Raw genomic sequence first — 15,646 nt, forward strand, 5'->3', positions numbered from 1 at the left:
GCGCGGCTTCGGTTGCCCTGCGACCCAGCGGGTGCGGGGCACTGTAGAGGCAGGGTCTGACAACGGGTGTGGCGCGGCGTGAAAAGGGATGACGCAAAGTCTCGGCTACCCCCCGGTACCCGCTGCGCTCGTCGGCCGCGATGTCGGCGGCGTGCGGCACGATGCACGCATGAGTCTCACCTCCTGCCTCAAGGACCCCACTTCGGTGATCTCCCTGTTCCTCACCGAGCATCTGCCGTTACCCGAAGACGTGTTGAGTGACTACCGTGCGCGCCTGGCGCGCTATGCCGCGCCGGTGAAGCCGGCGGCCGGTGCGGGACAGCGTCCGGAGTACCGGATGCTGGGGCACACCATCGATCACCGGCTGAGGATCAGTCTCGGAGCCCCCACCGGCGCACCGATCAGCGAGGGCGTGGTGCGGGCGGTCCTCGATGACAACGGGTGGCCCAGTCCCGAGGTCATCGACACGGTGCAGGCCGCGGGCGCAGTGCTGCTGGAGGAGCTGCGCACGTACGAAAGCGAGGACGGTCAGCCGCTGGCCCTGGAGGATGAGGCCGAGGACCGTCTCATCCGGCTGTGCCACCTCGCCTCCAGCTTCGAGGCGATCTTCCGCCACGTGGGCTGGGTACGCGGCAACGCCCTGGGCCTGACCCCGCCCGGCGCCTGCCTGCAGGACATGGTCGATGCCGTGCCGTCCTACATCGTCGAAGACATCCGACGGCAGATGGAACTGGCAGCGCAGCCCGGCCCGTTCGCGCGCCTGCGAAAGCTGGCCGCGCCGGAGCGGGTCTGCGGGCCGGTCTTCGAGGGCAGTCGGCACGTGGGCGGAGCCGACGCCGACTTCGTCCTGGCCGGAGCGCTGGTGGACTGCAAGGCCACCATCCGCCCCGAGCGCCTCGGCCGGGCCGAGCTCTACCAGCTGGCGGGCTACCTCCTGCTGGACTACAGCGACAGCTACGGCATCGACCGTGTGGGCCTGTACCTTTCCCGCCAGGGCGCCCTCATCGACTGGAGCGTCGCGGACTTCCTCGGCCTGCTAGGCGCGCAGATGCAGCTGCCGGACCTGCGGGCCGCCTGCCAGCACGCCCTGACCGACGGCGCCGCCGGCACCCCTCCCCCGCCTCCGCACAAGCGCAAGCGCCTCCCCCGCCCGCGCAATGCACCTCCGTCCCAGGGCTCCCTCTTCGACGACCTGGACTGACACCGCAGCGACCTCATGCGCGCCGCCGCACCTGTCCGGGTTGCGGCAACGTGTTCGCAACCGGCCGCTGCTTCTCCGCCTTGCCACTGCGCTCCACTGCGGCAGCCTCACGGACCCCGTGCGCCCCACCTGCGCGCGTGACGTGGCCATGGCCCAACGCCCGTCGCTCGTCCACGAACCCGCGGCGCCGCACCGGCCCGCGGCCGGGCGGGCCGCGGGCAGCCGGCGGGGCGGGGCGCGCCGATCAGGATCTTGCGCGGACCGGCTCCATGCGTGGGCAGCAGCGGTTGGGGAGGCGGGCGGTGACATAGGCGGCTGTCTTCCGGACGTGAGGGTGCGTGCAGGCGTGGCGGAATATTCAGAGCGCGGGTGAGCGGTGGTCAGTTGGACGGTGCTGAAGGTGGTGGCAGGCAGCCCGAACCGCGTCCCTTTCACCACCCATGGCCAGGGGTCGGTGGCCGGCGCGGAAGAAGCATGAGCCGCGCTTCTACCCCTCCAGCAGTGCCCGTTCCAGGTCACGCCAGGACGGGGCGGGCGAGGCGGCAGGGCGGACGACGGTGAGCAGGCGGCCGTCCAGGCAGGCGTCGAAGCGGCCCTCGGCGCGGGCCAGGCGCTCGCGCACCGCGGCCTGCCGTGGCGGCTGCTCGGCGAGGACCCCCAGCAGGACGGCGTGCCGGGCAGGGCCCGCAGCATCCGCCGCCGCCCAGGTTCCTCGGACGGGAATGCCGGCCAGCACGGCCCCGTCGCCTGCGGGAGCCGTCTCATACAGCCACTCCATCACGCCCGCGGCCTGCTGTTGCGGCGAGCCGGGAGGAATCGGGGCACCGCCCTCGTGCGTCTGGTAGACCTCGGAGAAGATGTTGGGTGCCGTCCGCAACTCGTGCGGACCGTCATCCGGTGCTTCCTCGACGTAAGCGATGCGCTCCTCGGCCGGCCCCGGATCCTGTGGTGCGCGCCGTCGTGCCACCCGTTGCTCACGCGGCTCGTGCAAAGGGAACCGCGTCGCCGGTCCGTCCTGTGCGTGTTCCCTCATCCACTGGGCATCCAGCGCGCCGTTCCACGGGCCGCCTTCGGGCAGGAAGATGTCGACCGCGATGCCGGAGGGGCCGATCCACACCCAGCTCATGAAGTAGGTGTGGTCATGGTGCGCGGCAGACCACGAGGCCAGTTCGCGCAGCCGCTGCCTCTGGCCGGCAAGCAGCCGTTCGGGCAGCAGCTGCGCGGCACGGCGGTGTCTGCCGCGAGCCTCACCGGCCACGGGACCCGCGGGCAGGTGGAACAGCAGGTCGGGGCGGACTCCGGTCGGCCGGTAGTGGCCGAGCAGGTGTTTGGGCAGCGCGTCGAAGTTGTGGAGGTCGTGCGCTCCGTCCTTCCACGCGAACAGGGACTCCCCCGCCGCCGTCAGCATTCCCAGCCCCGAGCCCTCGTTGACGAAGCTGCGGATGTGCCGGGAACTGGCCTCGAACGCTGGGTGGTCAACGCGAAGCGGACTACCGCCGCCTGGCGCGTGAAGGTAGCTGGCCATCAAGCGTACCTCGGACCGTCGGGTCCAGTAGCTGAGCGTGCGGCGCGGGTCGCACGCCATGGCGTTGATGTGGAGCAGGCGGGCCAGCGAGACCGGCAGGGCGCCCTCCCCGATCGACTGGGCCTTTACCGTCTGACTCCCCACCGAGAATCGCCACACCCGGGCCCGTACGGTGTTCACTGCTCCAACTCCCTTATCTCGCACGAGGCATGCTGCGCGTCAGCCGCCTGGCTCATCATGCTCGCAGGTCGCACTGACACCCGGCGGCGGCTGCCCGGCGAGGGGCGGCACGCATCGCCGGCCCCTTGCGTCCGGGTCTGTGCACCGCCAGCACCCACGCCGTGCCGTCTTTGCCGACGCGTTGCGAGAGCCGCCTTGGCGGGCAGCGACGCCCTGCGGAACGCAGAAGCGCAGGCGAGACCTTTGCACACCAGGTGCAGGTGCAGTGGCGGGCCCGCGGGCCGGCCGCCCTGACCGACACCCGCGCAAGGCTCAGGACTGCTGATCCTCACGACGGCCGCCGGTCGTCGGCGGCATTGTCAGTGGCGTCTTCTACGGTGACCGCCACGCTCTCCTCGCCGCTGCGGAGACAATCGAAAGGTCACGAAGTGACGGAGTACGGAACGATCTACGGGCTCGTCGATCCACGGACCGACGAGGTCAAGTACGTGGGGAAGACCACCAAACCGATCACGGCGCGGCTCGCCGACCATCTGGCCGCCCCCGCACCGGCGGTGCGCGTCTGGATAGAAGAGCTTGCCATCGACGGACGCCGGCCCGAGATCGTTCCCTTACGCGAGGACGTGCCTGCCCCCCAACTGGACGCAGCGGAACGGGAAGAGATCGCCACCCGTGCGGAACGCGGCGACCTCCTCAACATCGTCGGCAACAAACAGGGGAATGCCAGACGCCGCAAGGCCAGCCGGCAAGAAGCGCAGCGCCGCAAGTCCGAAGAGGAGGCAGTGCGGCAGGCGTGGCAGCAGGCATCTTGGCGGCAGGTGGCCGATCAAATTCGGGCGGCAACGGGCGGCCCCATGCCGCCCTCCGACATCCCGGCCCGGCCTGTCCCGGCCCCCGTGTGGGACCTGTACCTCGCATTCCACGAAGCAGATCAAGTCGCACGACAACATGAGGCGCTCCTGTATCCCTTCCTCACGCGCCCCGGGGTGAAGACCGAGAAAACGACGTCGAGCACTCTGGGAATCGAGGACGCCTACGCTCAACGAAGGTGCACCGATCCTGCACTTGAGAGGTACATGCGCGCGTACTGCGCCACATTCTCCTGGGTAGATGAAGGGGACCGCTGGGGGACGAAGCAAGGAGTCTTCGGACGGGGAGACAGCGCCTACAAGCAGGATTTCCGGGACTCGCCCCATCTCGCCCGCTACCTGTCGCTGATTGCCTGGGCCGGCCGCGCACTGGACCCATGGGTCGCCCTGGCCGATAAGGCGGGGATCGGCCCAGGGAGCGGGGGGTTCACAGAGTGGGTATCTGACGACAACGCCACCCGCGAGGCCATCAGATTGTTCCAGAAGACAGCTCCCGGCTGGCTCGGCATTCGCTACCAGGAGTGGGACACCACCGTCGCCGACTTCATGCTGGCACTCGGCACAGCCCACATCCCCGGATTCGCTGTACCTGACCTTCTCAAGGGCAACCTCCAGAAGCGTCTCAACGAGGTGGCCGGAGACCGGCAAGCAACACGTGCGATGTGCCGACTCCTGCAGAGCATCAACCCGCGGGCACTCGATGCCGTGTACGGACGCGACGAGCTCGCCGAATCCGACACGACTCTGGGCCTGCCGCCAGGCACCTCCGCCGAGGTCGTCCGCCACGTCTACGGATCCGGCCGCGGCGACCCCAACGACCGAACAGCAAAGCTACTCCAGCGGCACACAGGGCAATTCGACGCCATCGATATGCCGGACTACCTGAACTGGACAGGCATTCACGTCCCCGCGATGCGTGTGGCAGCCGCTTCCTTCTGCCTCGCCGGCTTGTTCCCCGATGCCGCGGGCGCGTCCCGCGAAGAATTGCTCCGCACAGTGACGCGAACCTGGATGCCCGATGAGAGAGCACTGCGGGACCTGGACGAGCTCGAGGAAGAGATGCGCCTGCGGGACACCGAACCCTCTTGACCCTGCCGCGCCGACATCAGCCCCTTGTCGGCGCACCGGAAGGCATCAAACCCTCGACGGCCAACGGTAGGCAGAATAAACGCAGTTGAGCGGCACCTCACTCAACCCTCCCATACGCCCACGAACCACCCCAAACCGGCACACTGAAGCACATAGGAAGTCGCAGAAGTTGTCCTGCCAAGATGCCAATTGACGCCACTGAGAATTCTCACTGCCCGCCACCAGCAGAACCAGCATCGTGCCAGCTCAGAGGACGATCGCACCCCCGTCAAAGGTGGCACGTAAATGACAGTTCTCTAGTGGCATTCCAGCGGCACTTCACATCTCCTGCACGTCCACCAGCGCCTTGGTGGCGACGATCTGGGCGTCTTTCATGCGCATGAAGTGGTCGTCACGCGCGTGCGGCAGACGGCCCCGGCGCCGCTGAGCGGTCATCAGTCACTCCTTGTCCTTGGGGCCGGTGCGCTCCGGGCGGGCATCAGCGGGGGCTGCACGGGGCGTGCCCATGACGCTGGGGGCTCGCGCGGCGGGATCAAGTCCGGCAGCGCCCGCGTGGCCAGGACCGCCTGTCGCTCCCGGGCCAGCTCTGCCTCCGCCTCAAGGGCCGTCACCGTGCCCAGCCGTTTCGGCTGAACGGCGCTGGTCACCGCCGCGAACCGCTGGCGAGTGTGGCAGGAAGCAGCGGCCAGTGCCCTTGCCAGGCGCCGCTTCTCCGCGTCCTTGGTCCGGCGCAGCGCACGCCTCTGTTCAGCACTGGCTGCATCGGCAAGGTACGCGCTGCCCAGGTGTGTTCCGCAGGCGGCGTCGAAAACCTCGATCTCGTGGTCGTGGTGCGGGAGGTAGCGGATGCGCACCTTCACGCCGGCGTCCGCGCGGCCGTGCATCCACTCCCCCACGTAGTACCGGCTCCGCCAGCGCACCCCGCTGGTGGTGAGCGTACGCACCCGGCCGTCGTCCTGGAGCGTGAACGCCCACAACTGCCCGCGGTCCACATCCTCAACCGGTGTCGGATCAGCCTGCCATGCCTGAAGCGGCGTACGCCCCGCCAGCGCCTGACAGGTGTGCTCGGTGTTCCACCATGTGATCCACTCCAGCAGCAGGCGGACGAACACGGTGAACTCAAGCGGCGCAGACTCGTCGATGAAGGAGTTACGGGCGCCGGGGCGCAGCTCGGCGGAGGGGGCGCGGGTGTAGCGGGGCAGCGAAGCGAAGAACATCTTCTCCACGCACAGGTTCAGGTTTTCCACCGTGCCCTTCAAGTCCGGACGGTACGGCGGGAGCGGCTGCACCGGCACCGCGAAATGCCCCAGCGCGTCGGCGACCGTGGCGGAAAGGAAGTCGGCGCCACGGTCGATCCGTACCAGCGATGGCAGGCCGCCGACCGGCCCGTAGGGCCCGTCCGGCCCCTCATCGCGGGACAGCGCGATCCGCAAAGCGGCCAGAATCGCGTCCCTGGAGGGCTGGTGCGGCGTGATCGCCGCACCGGGCACCGCGTTCGTCGCCGTGTCGATGAACCACGTCACCCACGGGAACACCAACTCGCCGTCCAGCAGCACCTCGACCGGTGCATGCTTGTGATCCGCCTCCCAGCAGGCATTACGCCACTGTTTGGGGCGCCGCAGGTGGACATCGTGACGCCGCCTCGCGCGCTCCCCACCCGCGAGAGCCGCGCGCTGCCCTGCATTCAGATCAAGGCGGATCGCCCGGTGCAGCGTCGCCAACGACGGCGCCGGATCCACCTCGCGTCCCTCAGAGGTGGCTGCGGCGTACTCGCCCAGCAGCTCCCGGTGCAGCGCGGCTGCGTTCCCGCACCACGCCGCCAGGCGAGCATGCAGTTCGTCAGTGATCCGAAACCGCTCTCGCGGCACAGGGCCCATACGCCCATGACGGGCGGCGTCCAGCCACCGCCACACCGTCCGCACCGACACCCCCGCCGACGACGCGGCCAGCCGCACATGATCCGTGGTCAGCTCCCCGCGCCCATCCAACGCCAGCAGACGCGACACAGCCTGCTCGCGCCCCAGCAACCGGGGCACCACCGCAGGCGGAGACGAGCTATGGGGTCCGCTGGAATCGGTCCAGTCTGTGCGCTCCATACCGCACCCCCGGGATGTGGCCGCAACTCACCACATCCCACGCTCCGCCGCCCAGCAGACAGAACAGAGCAGTTTACGGAATCAGACAAGAAGGATCAGCTCCCGGCGTACACTCCCCCGCCCGCTCAGGAATCTGAACCACACCGACCACCAGCCCTCATACCGATGACACCCCGGCCGCATCAACTCCATGACACCCCGGCCACATACCCCTAGACCAGCCCACAAGCCTGCCGAGATGCCATCCGCACAGACCGATGCCACCCCCACTCAGATTCGCAACACATCCAGAACCCGTCCGGCACTCGCCCCGTCACCTCCCGCAGCCACCGCCGCTGCTCCCGGCTGTCCAACGCGACGTGCTGCTCCCGCGACCGGCAGGTCGCGCAGTACAGCTCCCTCGAATCCTTGGCCATGCCCCCACCGTCTCCGGCACGCCTGGTTCCGGGAAGGCTTGCACTCGCCATCCGTTGCCGGTGCTCGCGCTCGTGCTGCGTGCAGACCGCGGTCCCCCAAGGTTCAGTAGATGGCCGCGCGGGCGAGGTAGCGGTCGCGGAGGTGACACAGCATGGTGTGACAGTAACGGGCGAGCGGGCCATGCTGGCTTTCGTCGACCACCATGGCCACCAGGTATCCGTCGCCGGTATCCATGGCGGCACGCGGCTGGGATGCGCGCAGGTAGGGCCAGAAGCGGCCGTGCGCGAAGCCGGAGGCAGCCCGCCATGAGGCGCGGACCCCGACCGGGTCCAGGCCCGCGGCGGGAGCGGCCTGCTCCAGAATGACGTGGGTCTTCGGTGCGACGAGAGGGGGCAGGCCGAGGGCCTCGGCGAGTGCGCGGATCTCCTGGCGGCGCTCGAGCCCGGTCTTGCCCTCGGGGCCGGGTGCGTGGCCGGTGTCCTGTTCGTGCTGGGCCCGGTTGCGCAGGTCTTCCGCCCACAGCGACAGCGCCCGCTGGCGGCGTTCCGGACGGCCGGACCCGTCGAGCAGCCAGATGCCGGTCGCGAAGTTCTCCAGCGCGCCGCGCATCAGCGTCCACGGACTGGTGGCATCCATCTCCCCGGCCACAGCCAGACGCCGCAAGGCATCGGCATGGGCCAGGCCAGCGCCGTAGGAAGTGCGGATCAAGTGGGAGGCGGGCCACGGACCGAGCGGCGCCTCATCAGCGGCCAGGCTGCTGGACGGGGCCGGGGCGGGCAGCGGCTGGTAGGCACCGTCTCCTCGCAGCTTCTCCACCAGTTCGAACAGATGTATCAGGTAGGTGCCGTCGAAGTCCCGCGTACTCATGAGCGCCGAGCGTACGAGGCCACGCTGACACAGCGGTACCGAGTATCGGCCCCTCGGCTTCGTTCCCCGGGCAAGACGAACGAGGCACGGCGGGCCCGGGCCGGCGGCGGTCAGACGCCGGTGACGACCGCCGGTGACGACACCAGCCCGGCCCGCTACGCCTCCGGGCCGCTCGCTTCGTCGTCCTCGTCGTAGTCCGGCATCGGCAAGGGCTCGGCCTCCCGCATCAGCTCCGCCGTCCAGAACCGCTCCACCGCGGCGGGATCGTGCACCGCCGGAGAGGTCACCGTGGGCTCGTCGGCCGCAGCACCCTCCGTCCGCGTGCCGGAGGCGCGGGAGCCGTCCGGCCAGCTGCGGGCGAAGCGCCGCAGGACGCGCCGCTGTTCTTCTTCCCGCGCGATCTGGCGGGCCAGGACCGTGCGGTCGACGTGCGGGGCGACGGCGGCGAGGACCAGGCGCTGCAGTTCGTCCGGGTCCAGGGCTTCGACCTCCCACTGCACCGGGCGGGCAGGGTCGAAGCCGTGGCGGCGGGCGAAGGCCGGCCAGCGCGGATCGCCGCGTTTGCCCTCCGCCGGGGGCAGGCCGTAGGCGAGGACCTGCCCGTAGGTGAGGGCGACGCGTTCGACCGTGGACCAGCAGCCGGTGCGGGCGACGAAGTCGCGCTCAATGTCCTCCCCCGACGCATCGCAGTCGCCCACGATTCTCCGGGGTGCCGCGAGCGTGCGGTTGGCATCCACGCAGCTCAGAAGCAGTCGAAGCGACCATAGCCGTTGCAACACCTGTGGTGCACGGTGTCGCTGAGCGATTCACCCACCTGTACGCCATGGGCCCCTGCCGTGGATGCGCCACGCGCCCAGCCCCTCGTCTTTCGGTGCGAGTTAAACGAGATTAGGAGCTTTCATCGCGTGCACCCTCCGCACTACAGTCCCGCTCGCAAGGTGCGCTCTTATTCGCCTCTTCCAGCAAGGGAATGACGTGAAGCTCCACCTGATCGTTGAGGATCCCGATCCCGCCTTCCAGCAGGCCCTCCTGGCTCTGCTCGCCGAACACGCCGGCAGTGTGAAGACCGCCGGGCCGGCCACCGACTGGTCCGACCCGGAGACCGCCTCCCGCTACTACCTCTCCCTGCCGGCCACTGCCCAGCGCATCCTGCGCGAGGCCGCTACCCGCGAGGACGGTTACGTGCCGGCCGATGTCCTGCGCGGTCCGCACGGCGAGGGCAAGCTCACCGGCAGCAGTGGCGCGTTCAAGGCCGCGCTGAAGCGCGGCGTCCGTCGTAACTGGTGGATCGCGGACCAGGTCTCGCCCGTCCTCGCTGAGGGCCCTGGTTTCGGAAAGGTCGCTGGCTACCGCATCCGCACCGATGCCCTTCCCGCGTTCCAGGCCGCTGTCGCCACCCACCAGCAGGGCGAGCTCGCCAGTCAGAAGGATTGCCTCGCCGAGGCGATCGCCGACGAGGGCGGGGAGTGGGACGCGCAGCGCTCCGTCGCCGCGCTCCACGAGATCGGCCACGCCATCGACGAGAAGCGCGCCCGGCAGATCCTGCGCGACCTCGCCGCGGACGGCGTCCTCCAGCGCCTCGACACCGATCGAGCTGTCTACCGCCCTGCTGACGACCCGGAGCAGTAGTCACCGGGAGGGAGCTGAGGAGGGCGGTGCCGATCACGGCACCGCCCTCGGTCGTGGCAACCCCCAGCTCAGAACAGGGGGAGCTGGCCGCGGCCTGCCTTGTTCGCCGGTGGCCGTCGCCGGGGGGCAGCAGTGGCTGAGCGGGCACTCCAGCGCGCGGGGCGCAGGATGGTCCGCCCGGGTGCCTGTGTCTGCGTTCCGGCGAGGCGTTCGATGGTGGTCTCGACGAGCGCGGAGAGCGCGGCGGGAGTAACGAGGTCCGCGTCGAAGGTCTCGGTCCAGCCGTTCGGCATGGTGTCCCGGTTGAGGTGGGGGCCGTGGCCGGCTCCGCGCAGGTGCTGGAGGACTGCTTGCTCGACGGCGTGGGCCTCGACGCCGGTGGTGAAGTGCCAGTCCCGGGTGAGTGCCCAGCCGGATCGGCGGTGGTGGTTGACCCGTTCGTTGCGGCCGGCGGTGCCGCCGATTCCGATCTTGACCGCGTTGTGCTGGTGGTGCTGCATGAGGTAGACGCGGGCGGGGGCGGTGAGGTCGAATCCGTGGCTAGTGCTGTGACCGGGAAGGTTTGCCGGGTTGGTGGTCAGGCCGCGGCAGGCAATGGTCTGCCGCCCCAGCGGACGCCTTTTTCGCTGCGGATGCGGGCGCGTTCGCGTCGTTGGGCGGCGAGGATGTCGGGGTGACGGGTGTGCTGGTTGCGCCAGCGCAGGTAGGCGTGCAGGGCTCTGGTCTGGACGGTGTGGTTTGGATGGTCGGAGTTGGCGAGGGTGAACTGCCGCAGGGGCCCGAAGTGGGCCTCGATGGGGTTGGCCCACGACGCATAGGTCGGGGTGAAGCACAGCTCGACGTTCTTGCGGACTGCCCACCTGCGGATGCGCCAGTTCAGGTGGGCGGAGAGGTTGTCGAGGATCACGTAGACCGGGGCGCCGTCGGGGCGGGCCGCGCGGATCGACCGCAGGGCGGCCCAGGTGTGGTCGATGCCTTTGCGCTTGCGGTTGACGCCCCACAGTTTGTCGTCGCCGACCGAGTAGCAGCCGTGGAAGTAGGTGATGCCGTGGGTGCGGCGGAACGTGGCCGGCAGCCGCTCGGGCCTGCCGCGTCCGGCCCAGCAGGAGCCGGCAGTGGGGCGGATGCCCAGCGGCCCGAACTCGTCGAACGCGAACGTGCGGTCCGCGCGCTCATTGAGCGCGTACTCGATGTGTTCCAGCTTGGCGTCGAACGTCGGGTCCGGGGACTCCTTCCAGGTCTTGGTGCGCTGGAAGGAGATCCCCCGGCGGGCCAGCAGGCAGCGCAGTGTCTCCCGGCCGATCCGGACGGGCCTGGCGGCGTCGCGGCGCAGGTGATCGGCGAGTTTGCGGATCGACCAGCGGGTGAAGGGCTTGCCCAGCACAGTGGGGCGGGTGGCGGCCGTCCGGACGACGAAGTCCTCGTCGTCACCGCTCAGCAGGCGGGGACGGCCTCCCGTCCACTGAGGGTCCAGGCATGCGAGCCCGATCTCGTTGAAGCGGTGGATCACGTCACGGACGGTGTCCTCGTCCGCCTGGACCAGGTGCGCGATCACTGGGACCGTGCTGCCGCCGGCCGAGGCCAGCAGCATCATCGCCCGCCGGAATCGCACCGAGTCCGTGCTGCCCCGCCGAACGATGTGCTGGAGCTTCTGTCCTTCCTGCTCAGTCAGCCTGCGGACCTTGACCGGTAAAGCCATACCCGCCTCCCATGCCAGTCGGCGTCCTCACACCCGACTAGCACAACCGACAACCCGGCAAACCTTCCCGGTCACAGCACTAGCGCAGAATCGGCAGCCCCCGCCGGTGCGGATCTTCATCAGCGTCGGCGATACCTCGCTTCCGCAGGTCGTGCAGCGGCACCGCCACGGCGTCATCGAGGTGGCGTACGGCTCCAGGGGCTCCAGGCCAGCCGCGCGCATGTCCGCGGCCGCGACTTCGGGGTCGGTCTTCCTGGCCTCGGCCGCTCTCACGTCGGCGCAGTGCCGGCAGCCCCCTTGTTCCGCCAGGATGCCGCCGAGGGACGGTAAGGTCTCGCGGCCGCAGCCGGTGCAACGGCAGCGCCACGCCTGTTGGCGGCGGCCGGAGTACGGTTCCAGCGGCTCCAGACCGGCGGCGCGCATGAGGGCCTCGGCCTCGTCCGGCGGCCAGCGACGCCGTCCGCCCGGTGCGGGTGGACAGTACGGGCATGCCCGCAGGCCGCGGTGAAGGTTGTGCAACCGGATCTCGACGTCGCGACCGCAGGTGTCGTGACGGCAGGCCCACAGCCCGGCCGGGCCCGGGTAGGACTCCAGCGGTGTCAGGCCGAACGTCTGGAGCTCCTCGGCGGCCTGCTCGCCATCGGTGCGGGGCAGTTCCCGGCGGCGGGCCCATGCCTGGCTGATGCCCGCCCCGGCTTTCTTACGCCCGCACGGGCCGCAGCCGCCCTGGCCCTGCTTGATGGACCCGTGGGTCGGTGTCACGGTGGCACCGCAAGCCGTACAACGACACGGCCATGGAGTGTCGGTGCCCGGGTAAGGCTCCAGGGGCTCCAACCCCGCCGTACGCATCAGCGCGGCGGCGTCCTCTGCGTCGACCGGGGCGTTCGGCGCGCACCACCGGCAGATCCCGACGCCGCGCTTCACATTGGAGTACCGGGCCTTCACCTCCCGGCCGCACGCCTCGTGCCGACAGCACCACGGAGTGCCCGCACCCGGGTAGGGCTCCAGCGGTTCGAGTCCCGCTGCTCGCATGATCACGACCGGATCGCGCGGGTCCTTCCGCGGTCGTCCCATCGCCATCCTGACCTCCCGTCAGCGCATCAGCGGCCCCGCGGGGAGGATGTCATCGGCCACTGACAACGCCACCATGCGGCGGTCCGCCTGCCGCTTCCCGGTACGCGAAGTGGCCTGGGCGGTGGCGGTACCGGAGAACGAGAGGCGGTCGGTGGCCTTGGGCGGCGCGGTCGGCAGGCGGTAGCCGTGCGATCGGGCTATGTCCCGATCGCACGCACCTTGGCTCAACCCTCTCTCACGCGGCGACGGTGACCGTCTTCGTCTTCCGGCGCTTCGGCGGGCCGAAGGCCGGCCCGTGCTGCGGGCCGAACGCGACGGTGTACTCGTATGCGATGTTGTTCGCGAGCGGGATCGAGCGGGACTGCGAGCCGCCACCGCTGACCGTGTCCTTGATCGCGGAGTCCTTCCACACGCCGACCGGCTCCTGCTTGAGGGTCAGGGAAAGGGAGGGCAGGTCGATCGTGTCCCAGTTGCGGTGGATCACGATGGCAACCGCGCGCAGCATCATGCCGTCCCAGCTGGTCGGGTCCGAGCCCCAGGCACCCAGGACCGTCGTAAGCGTCTTGCGCAGGAGACCGTCCGCGGGGTCGCGCATCCCGTGCACCACCTTGAGCGCCTGGATCGCCGAGATGCCGTTCTTCGACGTACCGCTCGACACGTGCAGACCGCAGCTCTCGACGTCCGCGTTGATCGTGACCGCCTCGACCTCCTGGGCGGTGACCGCCACGGCGAAGTTCTCGTACGGCTTCACCGCGCGGCGGTCGCGGTTCGCAGCCAGGAACAGCTTCGCCTCCTGCTTCTTGGTCAGCCCCTCGTACACCATGCAGTCTCGCAGGAAGCAGGAGAACTCGGCGGCCCTGACGCACTCAGGGCGTTCTACCGAGCGCAGGGGCAGAAGTCGGCGATCACGTACATGGCCTGCTTCGCGGCGGCCTCGGGGGTGGCGTACGGGGTGAACAAGTACCGCAAGTACGCCGAGGACAAGAAGATGGACCGCCGAATCTCCGAGTTGGAGGCCGCGGGAACTCCGGCCGAGATCGGCCCCAGCTAGCCCGGCTCCAGCCTCTCCCGCACGGCTTGGCGCTCGATCTCCTCACGCTCCAGGGTCCGCTGGTGGACCAGGGGGTCGCGGTGGGCCTCGACGGCCTGGCGCACGATGGCCGCCAGGATGCCTGGGGGGAGGGCTTCGGCCTGGGTGGTGGCGGTGCCGGAGAACGAGCGGCGGTCGGTGGTCTTGGGCGGGGCGGTGGGCAGGTTGTAAATGGTGACCTGCTCGGCGGTGACCGCGACCCGCTCGAACTCCACCTCGGCACCGGGGGCGTGGGCGAACGCGATCACGTCCTCGGCGAGCGCGTTGAACAGGTGTTCACCGCTCGGGTCGTAGTCACCGAGGTGGAGTACGACGGTTTTGCGGCCTCCTTCCACCGCTCGCAGGGCGGCGTCGTGCTTGCCGGCCAGCCCGTCGAAGCCACCGCCGGAAAAGCAGGCGATGCCGAACTCGGCGCCGGCCCTCGCCAGTTGGGGAACCATGCCCGCCGTCTCGCACCACAGCTCAAGCCGGACGGGCTGCCCGGCCTGGCGGTCGACACGGTAGTCGTCGGCCGCCTCGGCGACAGCCGCCCAGAAGTCAGCCGGCCCGGTGAAGGAAGGCGGGGCGTCCACGGCGGTCTGGGGGGCGTCCCGGATCGCCTCCCACGGAATTCGGCCGGAGCGGCGGGCCATGCCGACGTACTCGCACATCCGCTTGTAGTCGCGCTCGGTCTTGGCCATCACCCTGTCGCTGAGGAGCACGTACCAGAGCTTCCGCAGCGAGACAGGCAGGTGCTGGCGGTAGCGGTCGAGGACTGTGTCGACCGCGGCCAGCACGCGGAGGGTCTCAACGGCTTGTACGGATCGAGCCTGGACTCCTTGCGCCGCGGTCTCTTCCGCGGCTCCGGCCACTTCCCGTCCAGGGCCCGCCGCACTGTCCGCCACGTCACGTTGTGCACCCGCTGCAGCGACCGCTGCGACATCCCGAGCAGATGATCCCGGCGGATCGCGGCGTACAGCCCAACCTTCGACTGCGAGTTACCCATGAGGCCCCCAGCCCTGAAGCACACCTCACAGTCCCACCGCAAGCCCCCGATTGACGTCAAAACAAACCGTCATCGCAAACTCGGTCAGAACACGACTCCCACACTCATCGCGAAACGACACCCCAACTCATGTTGATAGCCACCCAGGCCTTCACCCGCGGCAGGATCAGCGCCTACCTGGGCCAGATCAACACCACGACCGACAGCGGACACCTCCAGCGCTTGGAGTCGGACGTCGCCGTCGCCCAGCGGCTCGTCCAGGGCCTCGAAGAGCAGCTCGACACCGAGGCCATCGACGACAGACTCACCCACGGCCTTAGCTACCTCAGCGGCAAGATGACCAGTCACGCCCGAACCCTGAGACTTGAACACGGCGACCGCCTGGTCCGCCTGGACCTCAAAAAGCTCACCATCGTCGCCGACACCCCCGAGGGCATCACCGAACTGCTCCGCATCGGCAGCGGCAAGAACCACGTCGGCTACCACGTGGCCACGTATCTCGCCCTTCACCAATACTTCGTCGCCAACACCAGGCCCGTGCCCCGCTTCCTCATGCTCGACCAGCTCACCCAGCCCTACTACCCCTCCGACATGGCCAAACAGCGCGGACGGCTGGAAGACATCGCCCTGGACGAAGACCGAGTGACCGTCACCCGACTTTTCGAGCTCATGCATCAGGTCGTCAACGAACTTGCCCCGGACTTCCAGATGATCGTCAGCGACCACGCGGACCTGCCCCACGACTGGTACCAAGCATCCATCCGCTACAACTGGCGCGGCGGCGAGAAGCTCATCCCCACCACCTGGCTCGACGACAACCCCACCCCATAGCCAGACGACACGGTCCACTACCGGGCCCGTGAGGAACCGGCGCAACAAGCAACTTGTCTGGGACAACCTGACCCAGGACAACAAGTAGCGGCTC

At 69.3% G+C, this 15,646-nt stretch carries 14 protein-coding genes; 5 read left to right on the forward strand and 9 right to left on the reverse strand.

Annotated features, from left to right (window positions below):
* Window positions 1-169 precede the first annotated feature (169 nt).
* Window positions 170-1,201, forward strand: coding sequence for a hypothetical protein (locus OEIGOIKO_RS00140; RefSeq protein ID WP_125050613.1), 1,032 nt, complete (start codon window positions 170-172; stop codon window positions 1,199-1,201).
* Between the two features lie 487 nt (window positions 1,202-1,688).
* Here OEIGOIKO_RS00140 and OEIGOIKO_RS00145 read toward each other — a convergent pair whose 3' ends face one another.
* Window positions 1,689-2,906 carry a hypothetical protein gene (locus tag OEIGOIKO_RS00145; protein ID WP_125050615.1) on the reverse strand — a complete coding sequence of 406 codons (1,218 nt, stop codon included), beginning with the start codon at window positions 2,904-2,906 and terminating at the stop codon, window positions 1,689-1,691.
* Window positions 2,907-3,283: 377 nt separating this feature from the next.
* Here OEIGOIKO_RS00145 and OEIGOIKO_RS00150 point away from each other — a divergent pair, with 377 nt between their 5' ends.
* A complete protein-coding gene (locus tag OEIGOIKO_RS00150) occupies window positions 3,284-4,864 on the forward strand; it encodes a GIY-YIG nuclease family protein (protein WP_125050617.1) in 1,581 nt (526 codons plus the stop codon).
* Window positions 4,865-5,298: 434 nt separating this feature from the next.
* On the opposite strand, the gene OEIGOIKO_RS00155 is transcribed toward OEIGOIKO_RS00150, so the two are convergent.
* The 3 genes from OEIGOIKO_RS00155 to OEIGOIKO_RS00165 all read right to left on the reverse strand — a co-directional run bounded on the left by OEIGOIKO_RS00155 (window position 5,299) and on the right by OEIGOIKO_RS00165 (window position 8,942).
* Complete coding sequence (locus OEIGOIKO_RS00155; RefSeq protein ID WP_125050619.1) at window positions 5,299-6,960, reverse strand: Mu transposase C-terminal domain-containing protein; 1,662 nt, start codon at window positions 6,958-6,960, stop codon at window positions 5,299-5,301.
* Window positions 6,961-7,479: 519 nt separating this feature from the next.
* The gene (locus tag OEIGOIKO_RS00160; RefSeq protein ID WP_125050621.1) at window positions 7,480-8,244 is read right to left on the reverse strand and encodes a hypothetical protein; all 765 of its coding nucleotides are present in this window, start codon (window positions 8,242-8,244) and stop codon (window positions 7,480-7,482) included.
* A 155-nt stretch (window positions 8,245-8,399) separates the two neighbouring features.
* Entirely contained in the window at window positions 8,400-8,942 is a 543-nt protein-coding gene (locus tag OEIGOIKO_RS00165; RefSeq protein WP_125050623.1) for a hypothetical protein, read from the reverse strand.
* Window positions 8,943-9,219: 277 nt separating this feature from the next.
* On the opposite strand from OEIGOIKO_RS00165, the gene OEIGOIKO_RS42015 reads away from it, so the two are divergent.
* Complete coding sequence (locus OEIGOIKO_RS42015; RefSeq protein WP_174857102.1) at window positions 9,220-9,873, forward strand: ATP12 family chaperone protein; 654 nt, start codon at window positions 9,220-9,222, stop codon at window positions 9,871-9,873.
* Between the two features lie 68 nt (window positions 9,874-9,941).
* Here the strand turns inward: OEIGOIKO_RS42015 and OEIGOIKO_RS00175 are convergent, their stop codons facing one another.
* The 4 genes from OEIGOIKO_RS00175 to OEIGOIKO_RS00190 form a co-directional block, all read right to left on the reverse strand.
* The gene (locus tag OEIGOIKO_RS00175) at window positions 9,942-10,373 is read right to left on the reverse strand and encodes a hypothetical protein (RefSeq protein ID WP_125050625.1); all 432 of its coding nucleotides are present in this window, start codon (window positions 10,371-10,373) and stop codon (window positions 9,942-9,944) included.
* 77 nt (window positions 10,374-10,450) lie between these two features.
* Window positions 10,451-11,572, reverse strand: a complete 1,122-nt coding sequence (locus OEIGOIKO_RS00180) for an IS630 family transposase (protein WP_125050627.1) — start codon at window positions 11,570-11,572, stop codon at window positions 10,451-10,453.
* A gap of 27 nt (window positions 11,573-11,599) precedes the next feature.
* Window positions 11,600-12,334: a hypothetical protein gene (locus OEIGOIKO_RS00185; RefSeq protein WP_125050629.1), complete on the reverse strand. Its 735-nt coding sequence runs from the start codon at window positions 12,332-12,334 to the stop codon at window positions 11,600-11,602.
* 547 nt (window positions 12,335-12,881) lie between these two features.
* The gene (locus OEIGOIKO_RS00190; RefSeq protein WP_246177087.1) at window positions 12,882-13,469 is read right to left on the reverse strand and encodes a DUF6551 family protein; all 588 of its coding nucleotides are present in this window, start codon (window positions 13,467-13,469) and stop codon (window positions 12,882-12,884) included.
* A gap of 90 nt (window positions 13,470-13,559) precedes the next feature.
* Here OEIGOIKO_RS00190 and OEIGOIKO_RS41285 point away from each other — a divergent pair, with 90 nt between their 5' ends.
* Window positions 13,560-13,697, forward strand: a complete 138-nt coding sequence (locus OEIGOIKO_RS41285) for a hypothetical protein (RefSeq protein WP_170251444.1) — start codon at window positions 13,560-13,562, stop codon at window positions 13,695-13,697.
* On the opposite strand, the gene OEIGOIKO_RS00195 is transcribed toward OEIGOIKO_RS41285, so the two are convergent.
* The gene (locus tag OEIGOIKO_RS00195) at window positions 13,694-14,512 is read right to left on the reverse strand and encodes a hypothetical protein (protein ID WP_125050631.1); all 819 of its coding nucleotides are present in this window, start codon (window positions 14,510-14,512) and stop codon (window positions 13,694-13,696) included. The genes OEIGOIKO_RS41285 and OEIGOIKO_RS00195 overlap by 4 nt on opposite strands.
* A gap of 338 nt (window positions 14,513-14,850) precedes the next feature.
* Here OEIGOIKO_RS00195 and OEIGOIKO_RS00200 point away from each other — a divergent pair, with 338 nt between their 5' ends.
* Entirely contained in the window at window positions 14,851-15,552 is a 702-nt protein-coding gene (locus tag OEIGOIKO_RS00200; RefSeq protein ID WP_125050633.1) for a DUF3732 domain-containing protein, read from the forward strand.
* The last annotated feature ends 94 nt before the right edge of the window (window positions 15,553-15,646 follow it).

Source organism: Streptomyces paromomycinus, from assembly GCF_003865155.1.
Classification (GTDB): Bacteria; Actinomycetota; Actinomycetes; order Streptomycetales; family Streptomycetaceae; genus Streptomyces; species Streptomyces chrestomyceticus.

What these genes read in the sequence shown, in the direction of transcription:
- OEIGOIKO_RS00175 (WP_125050625.1), bottom strand. Translation starts at nt 10,373, where the DNA reads ATGCAGCACCACCAGCACAACGCGGTCAAGATCGGAATCGGCGGCACC.
- OEIGOIKO_RS00200 (WP_125050633.1), top strand. Translation starts at nt 14,851, where the DNA reads ATGTTGATAGCCACCCAGGCCTTCACCCGCGGCAGGATCAGCGCCTAC.
- OEIGOIKO_RS00140 (WP_125050613.1), top strand. Translation starts at nt 170, where the DNA reads ATGAGTCTCACCTCCTGCCTCAAGGACCCCACTTCGGTGATCTCCCTG.
- OEIGOIKO_RS00155 (WP_125050619.1), bottom strand. Translation starts at nt 6,960, where the DNA reads ATGGAGCGCACAGACTGGACCGATTCCAGCGGACCCCATAGCTCGTCT.
- OEIGOIKO_RS00180 (WP_125050627.1), bottom strand. Translation starts at nt 11,572, where the DNA reads ATGGCTTTACCGGTCAAGGTCCGCAGGCTGACTGAGCAGGAAGGACAG.
- OEIGOIKO_RS00190 (WP_246177087.1), bottom strand. Translation starts at nt 13,469, where the DNA reads ATGGTGTACGAGGGGCTGACCAAGAAGCAGGAGGCGAAGCTGTTCCTG.
- OEIGOIKO_RS41285 (WP_170251444.1), top strand. Translation starts at nt 13,560, where the DNA reads ATGGCCTGCTTCGCGGCGGCCTCGGGGGTGGCGTACGGGGTGAACAAG.
- OEIGOIKO_RS00160 (WP_125050621.1), bottom strand. Translation starts at nt 8,244, where the DNA reads ATGAGTACGCGGGACTTCGACGGCACCTACCTGATACATCTGTTCGAA.